This window comes from Promicromonospora soli, from assembly GCF_014653785.1.
GTDB classification, from domain to species: Bacteria; Actinomycetota; Actinomycetes; order Actinomycetales; family Cellulomonadaceae; genus Promicromonospora; species Promicromonospora soli.
In genome coordinates this window covers 545386-561107 of record NZ_BNAS01000003.1, presented here as the reverse complement: position 1 = coordinate 561107, position 15722 = coordinate 545386, and the positions used below count along the sequence as shown (strand labels likewise).

14 protein-coding genes are annotated in these 15722 nt (G+C 70.8%); 8 read left to right on the top strand and 6 right to left on the bottom strand.

Features of this window, described 5'->3' with window-relative positions:
- From IE250_RS12615 to IE250_RS12605, 3 genes are all read left to right on the top strand, one after another.
- Positions 1-774 carry a response regulator transcription factor gene (locus tag IE250_RS12615; RefSeq protein ID WP_229872400.1) on the top strand — a complete coding sequence of 258 codons (774 nt, stop codon included), beginning with the start codon at positions 1-3 and terminating at the stop codon, positions 772-774.
- Positions 775-787: 13 nt separating this feature from the next.
- On the top strand, positions 788-1990 hold the full coding sequence (locus IE250_RS12610) for a sensor histidine kinase (RefSeq protein WP_189669609.1): 1203 nt from the start codon (positions 788-790) through the stop codon (positions 1988-1990).
- Positions 1991-2346: 356 nt separating this feature from the next.
- Complete coding sequence (locus IE250_RS12605) at positions 2347-6183, top strand: multifunctional oxoglutarate decarboxylase/oxoglutarate dehydrogenase thiamine pyrophosphate-binding subunit/dihydrolipoyllysine-residue succinyltransferase subunit (RefSeq protein ID WP_444544353.1); 3837 nt, start codon at positions 2347-2349, stop codon at positions 6181-6183.
- Positions 6184-6288: 105 nt separating this feature from the next.
- Here the strand turns inward: IE250_RS12605 and IE250_RS12600 are convergent, their stop codons facing one another.
- Positions 6289-7284 (bottom strand): aldo/keto reductase, encoded by a 996-nt coding sequence (locus IE250_RS12600; RefSeq protein WP_189669608.1) that lies wholly within the window; start codon positions 7282-7284, stop codon positions 6289-6291.
- A 153-nt stretch (positions 7285-7437) separates the two neighbouring features.
- Here IE250_RS12600 and IE250_RS12595 point away from each other — a divergent pair, with 153 nt between their 5' ends.
- Positions 7438-8397 carry an aldose 1-epimerase family protein gene (locus IE250_RS12595; RefSeq protein ID WP_308434131.1) on the top strand — a complete coding sequence of 320 codons (960 nt, stop codon included), beginning with the start codon at positions 7438-7440 and terminating at the stop codon, positions 8395-8397.
- 224 nt (positions 8398-8621) lie between these two features.
- On the top strand, positions 8622-9230 hold the full coding sequence (locus IE250_RS12590) for a GDSL-type esterase/lipase family protein (RefSeq protein ID WP_229872397.1): 609 nt from the start codon (positions 8622-8624) through the stop codon (positions 9228-9230).
- Between the two features lie 116 nt (positions 9231-9346).
- Here IE250_RS12590 and IE250_RS12585 read toward each other — a convergent pair whose 3' ends face one another.
- The 3 genes from IE250_RS12585 to IE250_RS12575 form a co-directional block, all read right to left on the bottom strand.
- Positions 9347-10144, bottom strand: a complete 798-nt coding sequence (locus IE250_RS12585; RefSeq protein ID WP_189669607.1) for a DUF4097 family beta strand repeat-containing protein — start codon at positions 10142-10144, stop codon at positions 9347-9349.
- 80 nt (positions 10145-10224) lie between these two features.
- Positions 10225-10920 (bottom strand): PadR family transcriptional regulator, encoded by a 696-nt coding sequence (locus tag IE250_RS12580; RefSeq protein WP_189669606.1) that lies wholly within the window; start codon positions 10918-10920, stop codon positions 10225-10227.
- The gene (locus IE250_RS12575) at positions 10920-11789 is read right to left on the bottom strand and encodes a DUF4097 family beta strand repeat-containing protein (RefSeq protein ID WP_189669605.1); all 870 of its coding nucleotides are present in this window, start codon (positions 11787-11789) and stop codon (positions 10920-10922) included. Before IE250_RS12575 ends, IE250_RS12580 begins: the two co-directional genes overlap by 1 nt.
- 191 nt (positions 11790-11980) lie before the next feature.
- Here IE250_RS12575 and IE250_RS25055 point away from each other — a divergent pair, with 191 nt between their 5' ends.
- Complete coding sequence (locus IE250_RS25055) at positions 11981-12055, top strand: 50S ribosomal protein bL37 (RefSeq protein WP_156968370.1); 75 nt, start codon at positions 11981-11983, stop codon at positions 12053-12055.
- A 167-nt stretch (positions 12056-12222) separates the two neighbouring features.
- Here IE250_RS25055 and rsrA read toward each other — a convergent pair whose 3' ends face one another.
- Positions 12223-12498: a mycothiol system anti-sigma-R factor gene (gene rsrA, locus IE250_RS12570; protein WP_189669604.1), complete on the bottom strand. Its 276-nt coding sequence runs from the start codon at positions 12496-12498 to the stop codon at positions 12223-12225.
- Positions 12495-13298, bottom strand: a complete 804-nt coding sequence (locus tag IE250_RS12565) for a sigma-70 family RNA polymerase sigma factor (RefSeq protein WP_189669603.1) — start codon at positions 13296-13298, stop codon at positions 12495-12497. The genes rsrA and IE250_RS12565 overlap by 4 nt, the downstream gene beginning before the upstream one ends.
- A 500-nt stretch (positions 13299-13798) precedes the next feature.
- Between IE250_RS12565 and IE250_RS12560 the strand changes: the two genes are divergently transcribed.
- Together IE250_RS12560 and aroA are read left to right on the top strand one after the other, a co-directional pair.
- The gene (locus tag IE250_RS12560; RefSeq protein WP_189669602.1) at positions 13799-14272 is read left to right on the top strand and encodes a DoxX family membrane protein; all 474 of its coding nucleotides are present in this window, start codon (positions 13799-13801) and stop codon (positions 14270-14272) included.
- Between the two features lie 135 nt (positions 14273-14407).
- Positions 14408-15721, top strand: coding sequence for a 3-phosphoshikimate 1-carboxyvinyltransferase (aroA, locus tag IE250_RS12555; protein WP_189669601.1), 1314 nt, complete (start codon positions 14408-14410; stop codon positions 15719-15721).
- Position 15722 lies beyond the last annotated feature (1 nt).

The following is a 15722-nucleotide window of genomic DNA, read 5'->3' as shown; positions in this document are numbered from 1 at the left end:
ATGTCATCTGGTATTCCCCAGCCGTCTGGTGCCCCGCAGCAGCCCGGCCCGGCGTCGGCCACGGCCTCGACCGGTCAGCAGAGCGCGACCGTCCTCGTGGTGGAGGACGAGCCCACGATCGCCACCGCGATCGCCCAGCGGCTGTCCGCCGAGGGCTGGCGCGTCGAAGTCGCACGCGACGGCCTGTCCGGCGTCGACGCCGCCTCGCGGCTGCGCCCGGACCTCGTGGTGCTCGACGTGATGCTGCCCGGCATCGACGGGCTCGAGGTCACACGACGCATCCAGGCCGAACATCCGGTCCCCATCCTCATGCTCACGGCACGCGACGACGAGACCGACATGCTCGTCGGTCTGGGCGTCGGCGCGGACGACTACATGACCAAGCCGTTCTCCATGCGCGAGCTCGTGGCCCGCATCAAGGCCCTGCTGCGCCGGGTGGACCGCGCGGCACAGGCCGCCGCCACGACCCCCGCGGACCCGCCCATGACGATGGGCGACGTCACGGTGGACCGCGCCCAGCGCCGCGTCTACCGAGGGGGCGAGGAGGTTCACCTCACGCCGACGGAGTTCGAGCTGCTCGTCATGCTGGCCGGCTCCCCCAAGACCGTGCTCACCCGCGAGCGCCTGCTCGCCGAGGTATGGGACTGGGCGGACGCCAGCGGCACGCGCACGGTCGACTCCCACATCAAGGCTCTGCGCCGCAAGCTCGGCCCGGACCTGATCCGTACGGTGCACGGCGTCGGGTACGCCTTCGAGCCGCCCGCGAACCAGTAACGCAGGTGTTCCGATGAGACCGCACGTGCCCCGCGTCCCCGACGTGCGGCCGCTCGACCCCCTGCGCTCCCTCAAGATCAAGCTCGGTGTGCTGGTCGCGGCCACCGTGACGGCCGCGGTACTGATCACCTGGCTCGGCCTCCAGGCCTCCCTGGGGCCGAGCCGTACGTTCCCCCTGGCGATCATCCTGTCGCTGCTGGTCACCCAGATCCTGGCCCGCGGCATGACCTCGCCGCTGCGGGAGATCACCGAGGCGGTCCAGGCCATGGCCGACGGCGACTACACGCGCCGGGTGCGCGCGACGAGCAGCGACGAGGTGGGCCAGCTCGCGCACGCGTTCAACCGGATGGCCGAGGACCTGGCCTCTGTCGAGCAGACCCGCCGCGACCTCATCGCGAACGTGTCGCACGAGCTGCGCACGCCCATCGCGGCGCTCCAGGCGCAGCTGGAGAACATGGTCGACGGCGTGGTGCAGCCCACCCCTGCCGCGCTGGAGCAGGCGCACGCGCAGACCGAGCGGCTGACCCGGCTCGTCACCTACCTGCTCGACCTCTCGCGGATCGAGGCGGGAGCCTCGGCGCTCAACGTCGGCAAGATCGCCGTGGGCGACTTCCTCGAGAAGTGCGCGGAGGACCTCTCGATGGTCGACGCAGCGAAGGACCTGCACTACGTCGTCGACGTCACGCCGGAGGACCTCACCATCGAGGGCGACGCCGAACGCCTGCACCAGGTGGTCATCAACCTGCTGCAGAACGCGATCCGGCACTCCCCGCCGGGCGGCGTCGTCCGCCTTGACGCATACCCCGTGGACGGCACCGAGGGGGCCGACGTCGTGCTCGAGGTCAGCGACGAGGGTCCTGGGATCGCCGCTGCGGACCGCGAGCGGATCTTCCAGCGGTTCGTCCGCGGCACAGGGTCGACGGGTGACCGGACAGCGGACAGGACGGGGGACAGGACTGGGGACAGGAAACGGGACAGGACGGTAGACGGCACGGGGCGGAACGGCCCCTTGAGCGAGACGTTCACCGACACCGCCGGCAGCACCGTCGGGTCGAGCGGCGGGACCGGGATCGGCCTCGCGATCGTGCGCTGGGCGGTCGAGCTGCACGGCGGGCATGTCCAGGTCGTGGATTCCGACCGCGGCGCGACGATGCGGGTCACTCTCCCAGCGCGGGCACATCCGGCACCGGGTGTCACGACGACGCACACGGTCTGAAGATGCACATGCATGCGGGAAACCGAGAAGCCTAGGGGCGCGGACGGTCAAAGCGTGAGACGGAGTTCCGTGATTTCTGTCACACGCGCAAAGGTTGTCCGGCCCGCAACAAACCCTCGTAACGCCGTGTTGGCGACTTCCAGGCCCAACGTTGCCCGCGTTTTGCTCTGGGTGCGAGAAACATGACGAACCGTCTTCTTTGGCGCTGCGACGCCCCGCACCGGTCGTGCGGCCAAGCCCACCGACGAGCGGGAAGGGCCTAGGCTTGGAGGGTCCGAAATCATTCGGGCTTTGTGCGCTGCGACAAGGGTGGCGCGCAACGAAACGCAACTGTGGTGAAGGTGGGCGATCCGCGCGTGTCCCCTAAGGCTGGTTCAGAGTCGATCAGCGTGGCGAGCTCGTCATTCGGAGCCAACGAATGGCTTGTGGACGAGCTCTACCAGCAGTACCTGAAGGACAAGAACGCGGTGGACCCCGCGTGGTGGGACTTCTTCGCCGACTACACGCCGAGCGAGAACGGCCCCACCAAGGACGGCGCTGCTGTCGCCGCCCCGACTCCGACCTCTCCGACGGCCGCGGCTCCGGCCGCGCCCCCGGCGTCGGCCCCCACCGCTCCGCCGGCCGAGGCTCCGGCGACGGCGGCCGCTCCGGCGGCTCCCGCCCAGCAGGCCGCCACTCCGGTGACGGGCGGCACCGCCGCCGCGGAGGCCGAGCAGCCGGTGCGTGAGAAGGCCCTGCCGGCCGACCCGAAGGTCAACCCGGCAAGCCCGATCGCGACCCCGCCCACCACGCACTACGCGGACACGTTCGAGCGCCCCGTGGCGCACCCGGACGCCGTCGACGACATCCAGAAGCTGCGCGGCCCCGCCGCGCGCGTGGTCACGAACATGGAGGCCTCGCTCGAGGTCCCCACCGCCACCTCGGTGCGCGCCGTGCCCGCCAAGCTGATGGTCGACAACCGCATCGTCATCAACAACCACCTCAAGCGCGGACGTGGCGGCAAGATCTCGTTCACGCACCTCATCGGCTTCGCGCTGGTGGAGGCGCTGGCCGACATGCCCGTCATGAACGCCCACTACGAGGAGGTGGACGGCAAGCCGGGCGTGAACCAGCCGGCACATGTCGGGTTCGGCCTCGCGATCGACCTCGCCAAGCCCGACGGGTCGCGCCAGCTGCTGGTGCCGAGCATCAAGAAGGCCGAGGAGCTCGACTTCGCCGAGTTCTGGGCGGCCTACGAGGAGCTCGTCCGCAAGGCCCGCGGCAACAAGCTCACCGTGCCGGACTTCCAGGGCACCACGATCTCGCTGACCAACCCGGGTGGCATCGGCACCGTGCACTCCGTGCCGCGCCTCATGCAGGGACAGGGCACCATCATCGGCGTCGGCGCCATGGACTACCCGGCGGAGTTCGCCGGCGCGTCCGAGGAGCAGCTCGCCCGGATGGCCATCTCGAAGGTCATGACGATCACGTCGACCTACGACCACCGCATCATCCAGGGCGCCCAGTCCGGCGAGTTCCTCAAGATCATCTCGCAGAAGCTGCTCGGCCAGGACGGCTTCTACGACCGCGTCTTCGCGGCGCTGCGCGTCCCGTACGAGCCCGTTCGCTGGGTCCGGGACAACACGGTCGACGCCGACGTCGAGGCCGCCAAGCCGGCCAAGATCGCCGAGGTCATCCAGTCGTACCGCTCGCGCGGCCACCTCATGGCGGACACCGACCCGCTCGCCTACCGCCAGCGCAAGCACCCCGACCTGGACATCCAGAACCACGGTCTGACTCTGTGGGACCTGGACCGAACGTTCCCGACGGGTGGTTTCGGCCCCAAGCCCAAGGCGACGCTGCGCGAGGTCCTCGGCCTGCTGCGCGACTCGTACTGCCGCACCATCGGCATCGAGTACATGCACATCGCCGACCCGGCGCAGCGCAAGTGGCTCCAGGAGCGCCTGGAGGCCGGCTACGCCAAGACGCCGCGCGAGGACCAGCTGCGCATCCTGCGCCGGCTCAACTCCGCCGAGGCGTTCGAGACGTTCCTGCAGACGAAGTTCGTCGGCCAGAAGCGCTTCTCGCTGGAGGGCGGCGAGTCCCTGATCCCGCTGCTCGACGCGATCCTGTCGCGGGCGGCGGAGGGCGGCCTCGATGAGGTCGGCATCGGCATGGCCCACCGCGGCCGGCTCAACGTGCTGGCGAACATCGCGGGCAAGAGCTACGGCCAGATCTTCAAGGAGTTCGAGGGCCAGCTCGACCCGAAGAGCGTCCAGGGCTCGGGTGACGTGAAGTACCACCTCGGCACCGAGGGCATGTTCACGTCCGAGTCCGGCGCCACCACGCGCGTCTACCTCGCGGCCAACCCGTCGCACCTGGAAGCCGTCGACCCGGTGCTCGAGGGCATCGTCCGCGCCAAGCAGGACCGCATCGACCTCGGTGGCGACGGTTTCTCCGTGCTGCCGATCCTGGTGCACGGCGACGCGGCGTTCGCCGGCCAGGGCGTGGTCCCCGAGGTGCTGAACCTGTCGCAGCTGCGCGGGTACCGCACGGGCGGCACGATCCACGTGGTCGTGAACAACCAGGTGGGCTTCACCACCGGCCCGACGGCGTCGCGCTCGACCACGTACGCGACGGACGTCGCCAAGGGCTACCAGGTCCCGGTCATGCACGTGAACGGGGACGACCCCGAGGCCGTGGTGCGGACCGCCGAGCTTGCCTTCGCGTTCCGCGAGCAGTTCGGCCAGGACGTCATCATCGACCTCATCTGCTACCGCCGCCGCGGGCACAACGAGGGCGACGACCCGTCGATGACGCAGCCGCTCATGTACAACCTCATCGAGACCAAGCGCTCGGTGCGCAAGCTCTACACCGAGAACCTGGTCGCGCGCGGTGACATCACCGTGGACGAGGCCGAGGGCGTGCTGCGGGACTACCAGTCGCAGCTCGAGCGGGTCTTCACCGAGACCAAGTCCGGCTTCACGCCTGCCCCGCAGACGGAGCACCTCGCCGGCCTGGAGCGCCCGGAGTCCCAGCGCGAGGACGCCGGCACGATGGTCGGCTGGCAGACGGCGATCTCGCACGACGCCCTGCAGAGGGTCGGCGACGCGCACACCACGCCGCCGGAGGGCTTCACCGTCCACCCGAAGCTCGCCCAGCTGCTCGAGAAGCGCCAGCTCATGGCGAAGGAGGGCGGCATCGACTGGGGCTTCGGTGAGCTCGCGGCATTCGGCTCGCTGCTCATGGAGGGCACCCCGGTGCGCCTCGCCGGGCAGGACTCCCGCCGCGGCACGTTCGTGCAGCGGCACGCCGTGCTGCACGACCGGGACACCGGCGCCGAGTGGACCCCGCTGCTCTACCTGGCGGGCGACCAGGCCAAGTTCTGGATCTACGACTCCTCGCTGTCGGAGTACGCGGCGCTCGGCTTCGAGTACGGCTACTCCGTGGAGCGCCCCGACGCCCTGGTGCTGTGGGAGGCGCAGTTCGGCGACTTCGTCAACGGCGCCCAGACGGTGATCGACGAGTTCATCTCGTCCGCCGAGCAGAAGTGGGGCCAGTCGTCGTCGGTGGTCATGCTGCTGCCGCACGGCTACGAAGGCCAGGGTCCGGACCACTCGTCCGCCCGCATCGAGCGGTTCCTGCAGCTGTGCGCCGAGAACAACATCACGGTCGCTCAGCCGTCCACGCCGGCGTCGTACTTCCACCTGCTGCGCCGCCAGGCGTACGCACGCCCGCGGCGCCCGCTGGTGGTGTTCACGCCGAAGCAGCTGCTGCGTCTCAAGGCGGCGGCGTCCGCGGTGGAGGACTTCACCTCGGGCACGTTCCAGGAGATCATCACCGACCCGACGGCGGACCCCGCAAAGGTGGACCGCGTGCTCCTGTGCACCGGCCGCGTGTACTACGACCTGCTCGCCGAGCGCACCAAGCGCGGCGACGACGGAGTGGCGATCGTCCGCCTGGAGCAGCTCTACCCGTTCCCGGAGGCGCAGCTCCGCGCGGAGATCGCCAAGTACGGCGACGCCGACGTGGTCTGGGTGCAGGACGAGCCGCAGAACCAGGGCGCGTGGGGCTTCATCCACCTGGCGCTGCCGCTGGACGTGCCGTACGTCAAGGTGGTCTCCCGCCCGGCGTCGGCATCGACGGCCGCGGGTACCGCGAAGCTGCACCAGGCTCAGCAGAAGACGCTCCTGGAGCAGGCCTTCGCGCACTGAGCTTACCGAGGTAGAACTGTGGCGAGATAGAACTGGGGCCGGAGCGCTGATCAGCGCTCCGGCCCCAGTTCTATCTCGCCACAGTTCTACCTCGGCAGGATGAGCTCACCACTTGTCGTGGACGTGCTTCTTGATCATCTCGTCGTAGATCTCCCGCACACCCGACATGAACAGGGGGCCCAGCGTGTCCGCGTCGCCTGCTGCAGCGTTGGCCCTGGCCTGCTCGACGTTGCGAGCACCCGGGATCACCGAGGAGACGCCCGGCCGCTGCCACGCCCAGGCGATCGCTGCCTGAGCCGGGGTCAGGGTGTCGCCGGCGACGTCCCTGGCCAGCTCGGTGAACCGGGCCGCGGCCTCGAGCCCCACCTCGTAGGGCACGCCGGAGAACGTCTCGCCGACGTCGAACGCGGCACCGTCGCGGTTGAAGTTGCGGTGGTCGTTCTCCGCGAACACCGTCTCCTTCGTGTACCGGCCGGAGAGCAGGCCGGACGCGAGCGGCACGCGCGCGATGATGCCGACGCCGGCCGCCGAGGCCGCGGGCAGCACCTCGTCGAGCGGCTTGAGCCGGAAGGCGTTGAGGATGATCTGCACAGTCGCGACGTTCGGACGCGCGATGGCCTCCAGGGCCTCCGAGGTCTTCTCGACGCTCATGCCGTACGCGGCGATGGCGCCCTCGGACACGAGCTGGTCGAGCGCGTCGTAGACGGCGTCGGTGGAGTAGACAGCAGTGGGCGGGCAGTGCAGCTGGACCAGGTCCAGCCGGTCGACGCCGAGGTTCTGCCGGGACCGGTCGGTCCACTCGCGGAAGTGCTCCATGACGTAGTTCTGCGGCACCTGGTCCATGCGCCGCCCCATCTTGGTGGCGACGGTGATACCGGCGTCGGGGTGGTCCTTGAGGAAGGCACCGATCGCCTGCTCGCTGCGGCCGTCCCCGTAGACGTCCGCCGTGTCGAAGAAGGTCACCCCGGCCTCGAGCGAGGCCTCGAGGACCGCGCGGGCGTCGCCCTCGCTCACTTCTCCCCAGTCAGCGCCGAGCTGCCAGGTGCCCAGGCCCACAGCCGATACCAGCCGACCGGTCCGTCCGAGTACCTGCTGTTCCATCGTTCCTCCTACCGCTGGGGCGGGCAGACTTGCCCGCGCGGACCCGCCTTCGGGTCCCGTTTCTAGCGGGGCCTTGGACATGTGTCCAACTCGACCCCCAGTCTGCCGTCTCACGCTACGTGGCGCAGGCGCATATTGCCCTACGGTTACGGTGTGAGCGTGACGACAGAAATTATTCCCGTAGATGCCGCGAGGCCGCATCCTTCCGGGGACCAGTTCCACATCAGCCACGATGGGCCTGGCCAGCAAAGACACCGAGCGACAGTCACCCAGGTGGGTGCGGCGCTGCGGGAGTACTCGGTCGACGGGCGCGACGTCGTGGTGCCCTTCGGCGCCGACGAGATCAGCCCCGTGTTCAACTGCGCGGTCCTGCTCCCCTGGCCCAACCGGCTCCGCGACGGTTCCTACGAGTACGACGGCGTGACCCACCAGCTGCCCCTCACGGAGCCCGCGCGCAACACCGCACTGCACGGTCTCGCGGCGTGGGAGCGCTGGTCGGTGGTGGAGCACACGGGCTCCACCGTCACGCTCGAGCTCGAGCTGGTGGCCCGGCCGGGCTACCCGTTCCAGCTGGTGGCGCAGATGCACTACGCCCTGTCCGACGCCGGCCTGGAGGTCAGGCTCGACGTCACCAACGTGGGGCCGAGCAAAGCGCCCTACGGTTGCGGGTTCCACCCGTGGCTGTCCACGGGCGGCGCCGACCTCGACGAGTGCACGGTGCGGCTCGACGCCCGGACCCGCGTCACCACGGACGAGCGGCTGCTCCCGACCGGCACCGAGCCGGCGTCGGGCAGCTACGACCTGCGCGAGCCGCGCAGCGCGGCCGGCCTCGACCTCGACGACGCCTACGTTGACGTCGTCCGGGACGACGACGGCCGGTCCTGGGCCCACCTGACCGGCCCCGACGGCCGCACGGCCGCCGTCTGGATGGACGAGTCGCAGGATGTCTGGCAGGTCTGCACGGGCGACCACATCGCTCCGGCGTACCGTCGCATGGGTCTGGCCGCCGAGCCCATGACCTGCGTCGCCGACGCGTTCCGCACGGGCGAGCGCCTCGTGCACCTCGCCCCGGGCGAGCGTCACGGGGTCCGCTGGGGGATGACTCTGCTCTGACGGCTCTGCTGTGACCGCTCAGCCGACGACCAAGACGACCAAGACGACGACTCAGACGCGCCAGACGACCCAGTCCCGTAACTCCGCTCTGATAACACTGCTCCTATGCGGGCGCATGGACGTCGGCGCGTTGTCGGGACTGGCTACGGTCCGTGCAGCACAATGAGGAACCGGCTGTCCGCCAGGCTGCCAGGAACAGGCCGGTAACAGGCAAGGAGAGTCCGTTGCAGGATCGCGAGGTGCGCATCTGCGTCGTCGGTGACGAGCTGGCCACGGGTGTCGGAGACGCCCGGGCCCTCGGCTGGACCGGCCGCGTCGTCGCGCGCACCCACTTCGCCCGGCCCGCCATGCTCTTCACCCTCGCCGTCCCTGGCGAGACCAGCACCCAGCTCGGCGCCCGCTGGGAGGCGGAGACCGCCACGCGGTTCGGCCCGGACTCGGAGGTCGAGAACCGTCTGGTCGTGGCCCTGGGGCGGCATGACGTCGCCTCCGGGCTCACCGTCGCGCGCTCGCGCCTGAACCTGGCGAACATCCTCGACGTCGCGGACGCCAACCGCACGGCGGCGTTCGTCGTCGGGCCGCCTCCCGGATCGCCCGCCGAGGGCAGCCGGATAGCGGAGCTCTCCGACGCGTTCGCCGACGTCGCCAGCCGACGCCGGGTGCCGTACGTCGACACGTACACGCCCCTGGCGCAGCACGAGCAGTGGCTCGCCGACCTGGCACAGGGTGGGGGCACCTACCCCGGCCAGGCCGGGTACGGGCTCATGGCGTGGCTCGTGCTGCACACGGGCTGGCACGCCTGGCTGGGCCTCCCGCAGGACGAGGTCGCCTGACCGCCGTGCCGAAGTAGAACGGTGGCGAAGTAGAACCAGGGCGAAGTAGAACCAGGGCCGGAGCGCTGATCAGCGCTCCGGCCCCGGTTCTACTTCGCCACGGTTCTAATTCGGCGTCAGCCGCGGGTGATCGTGGCCGTTCCCGAGACCGTGTTGGTCGAGACGTACGCCGCCGCTCCCGGCTCCGCGTGGTCGACGACGACGGTGCGGTGCGCGCTGGACGTCGCCTGCGCCCCGTCGATCATCACCTTGCCCGTGACGCTGCGTGCACGGAGGTTGACGGGCGACCCGGCGTCGAGCTGCACCGCCGCCGAGCCGGAGACCGTCTTGGCGTTGACGAGCGGCGTCGCCCCGATGGCGGTGACGTCGACCGCGCCGGACACCGTCTGGACGGAGACCCGGCCCAGTGCGCCGACCAGCGAGACGGCGCCCGAGACGGTCGAGGCGGACACGTCGCCGGCGTGCTCGGTGATCGTGACGGCCCCCGTGCCGGACTTCGCGGCCACGGACCCGGTCGTGCCGGAGATCTTGATGGCGCCTCCCGCGGTCTTGACGTTGACGCCGGCCTGCGCCCCGGTCACCACCACCTCGGCGCCGACGGTCGCGACATCGACGACGGACGTGGCCGGCACGGTGACCCGTACGACGGCGCTGTCCTGGTCCTTGAGGCCGCGGAAGCGGTCGACGAACCCCTCGAGGCCCGGGAAGTCGTAGGCCACGCGGAGGTTGCCGTGCTCGGCGAGGACCTGCAGCGGCCGCGTCGAGACCTCGAGGACCTCCACGAGAGCGCCGGACGTGCGGTTCGGGTCGGCCACGATCTCGGCGCGGCCGTTCGTCAGTCGGACGGTCAGGGTCGTGGCGCCGTCGACCTCGATGGTCTGCGGGGCGGCCACGCTCCAGGACTCGGTGGTCATCGCTGTGCTCCGTTCATGGGGATGGGGATCACTGAGGGTGGGATCGCTGATTGCGGGTGGTGCGGGATCACTGGTGTAGGTCACTGAGGATCGGTGTGGTCTGTGCGGTGCGGCGGAGAGCTCGTGCTGCTCGGCAGCGTCCCACGGATCGCGGCACGTGCCGAGTCGAGGACGGTGCGCAGCGTCTCGACGGTCAGCGCCGACACCGTACCGGCGACGTCGGCCTCGCGCAGATCAGCCAGGACTTCGTTGCGGAACCGCTGCAGGGTCGCCTCGGCCTCGTGCCGCAGCGAGTTCGACTGGGTGCGGCGCGGGTCCGGCGTCGTGCCCGGACCCGGTCGCGGCCGGGTACGGACCTCCTGCGCGGCCGCGGCAAGCTCGGCCCGCAGGCCGCGCATCGTGTCACGGATGTCCGCTCGCACCTCGTCCGCGAGGCTCCGCACCGTCTCGGCGACGCTGCGCTCCAGGCGCCTGACGTCGTCGAGGCGGGCGTCGATCTCGGCCCGGCCGGCGGGCGTGAGCTCGTATGTCGCCTTGCGGCCGGCACCCGGAGAGCCGGGTGCGCCCGGCTCCGGTGCGCCCGGCACGGAGCGGCGGACCAGCCCCTCCTCCTCGAGCCGGGCCAGGCGCGGGTAGATGGTCCCGGCGCTGGGGCGGTAGGTCCCCCCGAAGCGCTGGGTGAGCTCGGTGATGAGCTCGTACCCGTGCCGAGGCCCGTCCAGGAGCAGCACCAGCAGGTACAGGCGCAGCTCTCCGTGGGCGAACACAGGTGGCATTACAGCTCCACAGGCGCGTGGTCCGCAGGAGTGGCACCGGACGGAGCGTCGGAGACGGCGTCCCGCGGCCCGCCGATGACCGTGACGTCCCCGGAGACGCCGGTCACCCGGAGGTGCATGACGCCCGGCCGCGCGGACCCGTCGCCGCCGCCGGTGACCTTCGCTCCGCCGCCACCGGTGAACTGCAGGCCGCCCATCGTCACCCGCCCGCTGACGCTCTGCACCGACACCTCGACGGCACTCTCGTCGGGGACCCGCAGGAGCATGTTCCCGGACACCGAGTTGACCCGGACCGACCGCGGCTGGTTCACCAGGTCGAACGTCACGTCCCCGGAGACCGACGACGACACGACGGAGTCGGCCGAGCCGCTCACCACGACGTCGGCGGACACGGTGTTGCTCGTGATGTCGCCCACGTGGTCGCGGACCGTCACCTCGCCGGAGACGGTGCTCAGCTTGAGGTCACCGGCCGTGCGGGAGACCAGCAGGGACCCGGACACGGTGGACGCGGAGGCACCCGCCGTCGTGCCGGCGAGAAGGCCCTCGCCGCGGACCGTGCCGAGCCGCACCGTGGTGCCCGCAGGCACGGCGACGTGGATGTCGGCGCGCGCCCTGCCGCCGAAGTCGACGAACCGCTTCATGAACGAGCCCCAGCCCGACAGGCCGGTCTCGTGCCCGATCACCAGGCGACCACCCTCGAGGCGCACCTCGATGGGCCGGCCCTCGACGGAGTGCACCTCCACGCGGGCGACGAGTTCGTCGTGGGCCACGATGTCGAGCCGGCCGTCGACGACGCGGGCATCGACGGTGGTCACACCGTCGAGCTCGATGGTCTGCGGACCGGTGACGGTCCAGCTGTCCGTGCTCATGGTTCCTCCGGTGCTCGTGGCGACGGTTCGGGCTGCCTGGACTTCGGACTGTCGGGCTGGACGCGATATATCGCGTCGACGCGAGACACGATATATCGCGTCCTTGGGCTTGGCAACCCCTTGGGGCCGGAGATCCCCCTGATCTGTGGGACCATTGAGCCATTCAGTCCGTCACCTGTCAGGAGACACCTATGAGCAAGCGCGGTCGCAAGCGCCGTAGCCGCAAGGGCTCGGCCGCCAACCACGGCAAGCGCCCCAACGCCTGAGCAGGTTCTGGTGTCCGTCAGGACTCCGAGCCGCCCAGCAGGGCACACGAAAGGGCCGGAACCCCTGAATTGTTTCCAGGGGTCCCGGCCCTTCGTCATGCCCGGATGCTGCGTCCCGCCGCCTCGCCGCTCTGCGTGGCGCCAGTGCCGCGGTCAGCCCGACACCGTCACTCGATGACGGCCATCCCGGTCAGCTGCTCACGGATGCGCACCCGTAGGGTGTCCGGCGCGCGCTCGCTGCACGACCGCCGCACGAGCTGCTTCACCAGGTCCTCGACGCTCAGCTCGGCCAGGCAAGGCGAGCAGTGGGCGACGTGCGCGCGCATGCGCTGCTCGTCGTCCGGCGTCATCTCGGAGTCCAGGTACTCGTAAAGGTGCTTCAGTGCGTGTTCGCACTCGGACTCCCCCGCGGTGTCGTGCGGGATGGGTTTGATGTTGTTCACTGCGCACCTCCGGGCGCCTGGCTGACGAGTCCTCGCTGGGCGGCGTAGTCGGCGAGGAGCTCACGCAGCTGCCGGCGTCCGCGGTGAAGACGGGACATCACAGTCCCGATCGGAGTCCCCATGATCTCCGCGATCTCCTTGTAGGGGAAGCCTTCGACGTCGGCGTAGTACACGACCATCCGACGGTCCTCCGGGAGCTCCGCGAGCGCCCGCTTCACATCGCTGTCCGGGAGCCGGTCCAGCGCCTCGGCCTCGGCCGAGCGCAGGCCCCGCGAGGTGTGCGACGCGGCCCGCGCGATCTGCCAGTCCTCGACGTCCTCGGTCTGGGACTGCTGCGGCTCGCGCTGCTTCTTGCGGTAGCTGTTGATGAAGGTGTTCGTGAGGATGCGGTACAGCCAGGCCTTCAGGTTGGTACCCGGCCGGTACTGGTGGAACGCCGCGAACGCCTTGGCGAACGTCTCCTGCACCAGGTCCTCGGCGTCCGCCGGGTTGCGCGTCATGCGCAGCGCCGCGGAGTAGAGCTGGTCGAGGTACTGCAGAGCGTCCCGCTCGAACCGCGCGGCACGGGCTGTCGCGTCCTCCTCCTGCGGGGATCGCTCGGTACCCTCGTCCGCGCTGTCCTCGTCGAGCCTGTCCTCGCCGTCGGTCTCGCTGGTGCCCGCGCTGGTGCTCTCGGCCGCGGTCGGATCCGCGGTCCCGACAACGCCCTCGCTCGCCTTCGTGTCGGGGCGCGCCCCGACATCGGCGCCGACGGAGTCGCTGCCGATGCCCTGATTCTGTCCGCGGGAAGTGTCAGTCATCGCAGTTGAGCCTAGCCTCGTCGGCCAGCCAGTGTTCGCCAGGTCGCCCCCCAGGCCGCTCGACAGTGTGCGCGAGAGCGCCTCTGCCCCCGACCTCGCCGAGTCCGTGGTGTCCAGCAGATGCGCCGGGACCGCTCCGAACATCAGGGCGGCGCCCTGTACGCCCGGCGTCGACCCGGCGGCCGGGCTCGTCGCCGCGCCCGCCACCTCGCCTGTCAGCGCGCTGGTGGCCTTGCTTGTAGCCGTGCTTGTCACCGTGCCGATCACCGTGTTCTTCACCGCATCCTTCTTGAGGCATCGCTCCACCTCCCGTTCAACCCCCGCCCGCAGCATCGAATTCCCCGGCGTGTCGGGGACCGTCCGCGATCGGGTCATGCCGGCCCCGCGCCGCCGGGTCTGCCGCTGGGTCTGCCGCCGGTTTTCGTTGCTTTCCGCCGCCCGGAACCAGTCCGCGCCGTCATCCTGCTGCGTCGAACGCCCTCATCTGCCATGGTGGAGACATGCTGCTTCGACACATTGCGCGACCCCTGCTGGCCTCATCGTTCATCTACGACGGCGTGCGGGCCGCCCGGAAGCCGAGCGAGCACGTGGCCGCCGCCAAGACCGGATCAGACCTGGCCACCCGAGCGCTCGGGGCGAAGCCGCTCAGCGAGGCGCAGGTCACCGCGCTCGTGCGCGCGCACGGGATCGCGACCGCCACCGTCGGAACGCTGCTCGCGCTGGGCAAGGCGCCGCGCGCGTCCGCCATCACGTTGGCGCTGCTCACGCTGCCGCTCGCCGTGGTGAACCAGCCCTTCACCGCCCCAAAGGTGGACCGCGGCCCGCGCGCCGACCGGTTCCTGCGCAACCTCGCCGCCGTCGGCGCAGCCCTCATCGCAGGCGCCGACCTCGAGGGCAGGCCGGGGCTGTCGTGGCGCGTCCAGCAGGCACGTGCGGCACGCGCCGAGGCGAAGGCAGCCGCCTCCGAGGCGTGACCCGCCTGGGCTAGGCCTACACGTCTCTCGGGGGACCGTACGTCTGGCACGTACCTCCGACACAAGCAGCCGTCAGACACGGAGCTGCCCGAGACAAAGCCGCTGTTCCGGCGCGGTCCGCGATAATCTCGGCACATGACTTCCTCCACCACCGCGCCCGCACCCACCTGGGAGGCGCCGCTGGCCGGCGCCCCACTGGACGCGACGGTCGAGGTACCGGGCAGCAAGTCGCTCACCAACCGCCTCCTGGTGCTCGCGGCCCTCGCGGACGCCCCCGGCACCCTGCGCGGAGCCCTGCGCAGCCGCGATGCCGACCTCATGATCCGCGCCCTGCGCCAGCTGGGCGCGCACATCGAAGAGGGCGACCACCCGAGCACCCTGCACGTGACGCCCGGGCCTGTCACCGGCGGCGTCGACATCGACACCGGCCTGGCGGGCACGGTCATGCGGTTCCTGCCGCCCTTCGCGGCCCTCGCCGACGGCCCGGTCCGGTTCGACGGCGACCCCGAGGCCCGCGTCCGTCCGATGCTCCCGGTCCTCGCGGCGCTGCACGCGCTCGGCGTCAGCGTGCACGACCCGTCGACGGCCGACCTCCCGACCCACCTGCCCTTCACCGTCGAGGGCCGGGGCGGCGTGCGGGGCGGAGCCGTCGACGTCGACGCCTCCGAGTCGTCCCAGTTCGTGTCCGGGCTGCTGCTCGCGGCGCCGCGCTTCGAACGCGGCCTCACACTGCGGCACATCGGCGCCACGCTGCCGAGCCTGCCGCACATCGAGATGACGGTCGCCACGCTGCGCGACGTCGGCGTTGTCGTCGATGACTCCCGCGACGGCATGTGGGACGTCTCCCCCGGCCCGATCGCCGGCCGCGACGTCCGCGTCGAGCCGGACCTGTCCAACGCGGCACCGTTCCTCGCCGCCGCCCTGGTGGCGGGTGGCACGGTCCGGGTCCCCGGCTGGCCGACGCTGACCACTCAGCCCGGCGCCATGGTGCCCGAGCTGCTGGAGCGCATGGGCGGCACCTTCACGCTGGCTGACGGCGTCCTGACGGTGACGGGGACGGGCGAGGTGCACGGGATCGACGTCGACCTGCACGCCGGCGGCGAGCTCGCGCCCACGTTCGCCGCGCTGGCCGCACTGGCGGACTCTCCGTCGAGGCTGCGCGGGATCGCACACCTGCGTGGCCACGAGACGGATCGCCTGGCGGCGCTGGCACGGGAGATCACGCGGCTCGGCGGGCAGGCTGAGGAGACCCGCGATGGTCTGGTCATCACCCCGCGGCCGCTGCGCGGCGACGTCGTGCGCACGTACGCCGATCACCGCATGGCGACCTCGGCCGCGCTGCTCGGCCTGCGCGTGCCGGGAGTGCTGGTGGAGAACGTCGGTACCACGGCGAAGACCCTGCCCGACTTCACGGGCATGTGGCTGGCCATGCTGGGCTCGGCCGCCTGAT

What these genes read in the sequence shown, in the direction of transcription:
- IE250_RS12575 (WP_189669605.1), bottom strand. Translation starts at nt 11,789, where the DNA reads ATGAGCACGGACAGCTGGACCGTCACCGGTCCGCAGACCATCGAGCTC.
- IE250_RS12565 (WP_189669603.1), bottom strand. Translation starts at nt 13,298, where the DNA reads ATGACTGACACTTCCCGCGGACAGAATCAGGGCATCGGCAGCGACTCC.
- IE250_RS12580 (WP_189669606.1), bottom strand. Translation starts at nt 10,920, where the DNA reads ATGCCACCTGTGTTCGCCCACGGAGAGCTGCGCCTGTACCTGCTGGTG.
- aroA (WP_189669601.1), top strand. Translation starts at nt 14,408, where the DNA reads ATGACTTCCTCCACCACCGCGCCCGCACCCACCTGGGAGGCGCCGCTG.
- IE250_RS12585 (WP_189669607.1), bottom strand. Translation starts at nt 10,144, where the DNA reads ATGACCACCGAGTCCTGGAGCGTGGCCGCCCCGCAGACCATCGAGGTC.
- IE250_RS12560 (WP_189669602.1), top strand. Translation starts at nt 13,799, where the DNA reads ATGCTGCTTCGACACATTGCGCGACCCCTGCTGGCCTCATCGTTCATC.
- IE250_RS12615 (WP_229872400.1), top strand. Translation starts at nt 1, where the DNA reads ATGTCATCTGGTATTCCCCAGCCGTCTGGTGCCCCGCAGCAGCCCGGC.
- IE250_RS12600 (WP_189669608.1), bottom strand. Translation starts at nt 7,284, where the DNA reads ATGGAACAGCAGGTACTCGGACGGACCGGTCGGCTGGTATCGGCTGTG.
- IE250_RS12610 (WP_189669609.1), top strand. Translation starts at nt 788, where the DNA reads ATGAGACCGCACGTGCCCCGCGTCCCCGACGTGCGGCCGCTCGACCCC.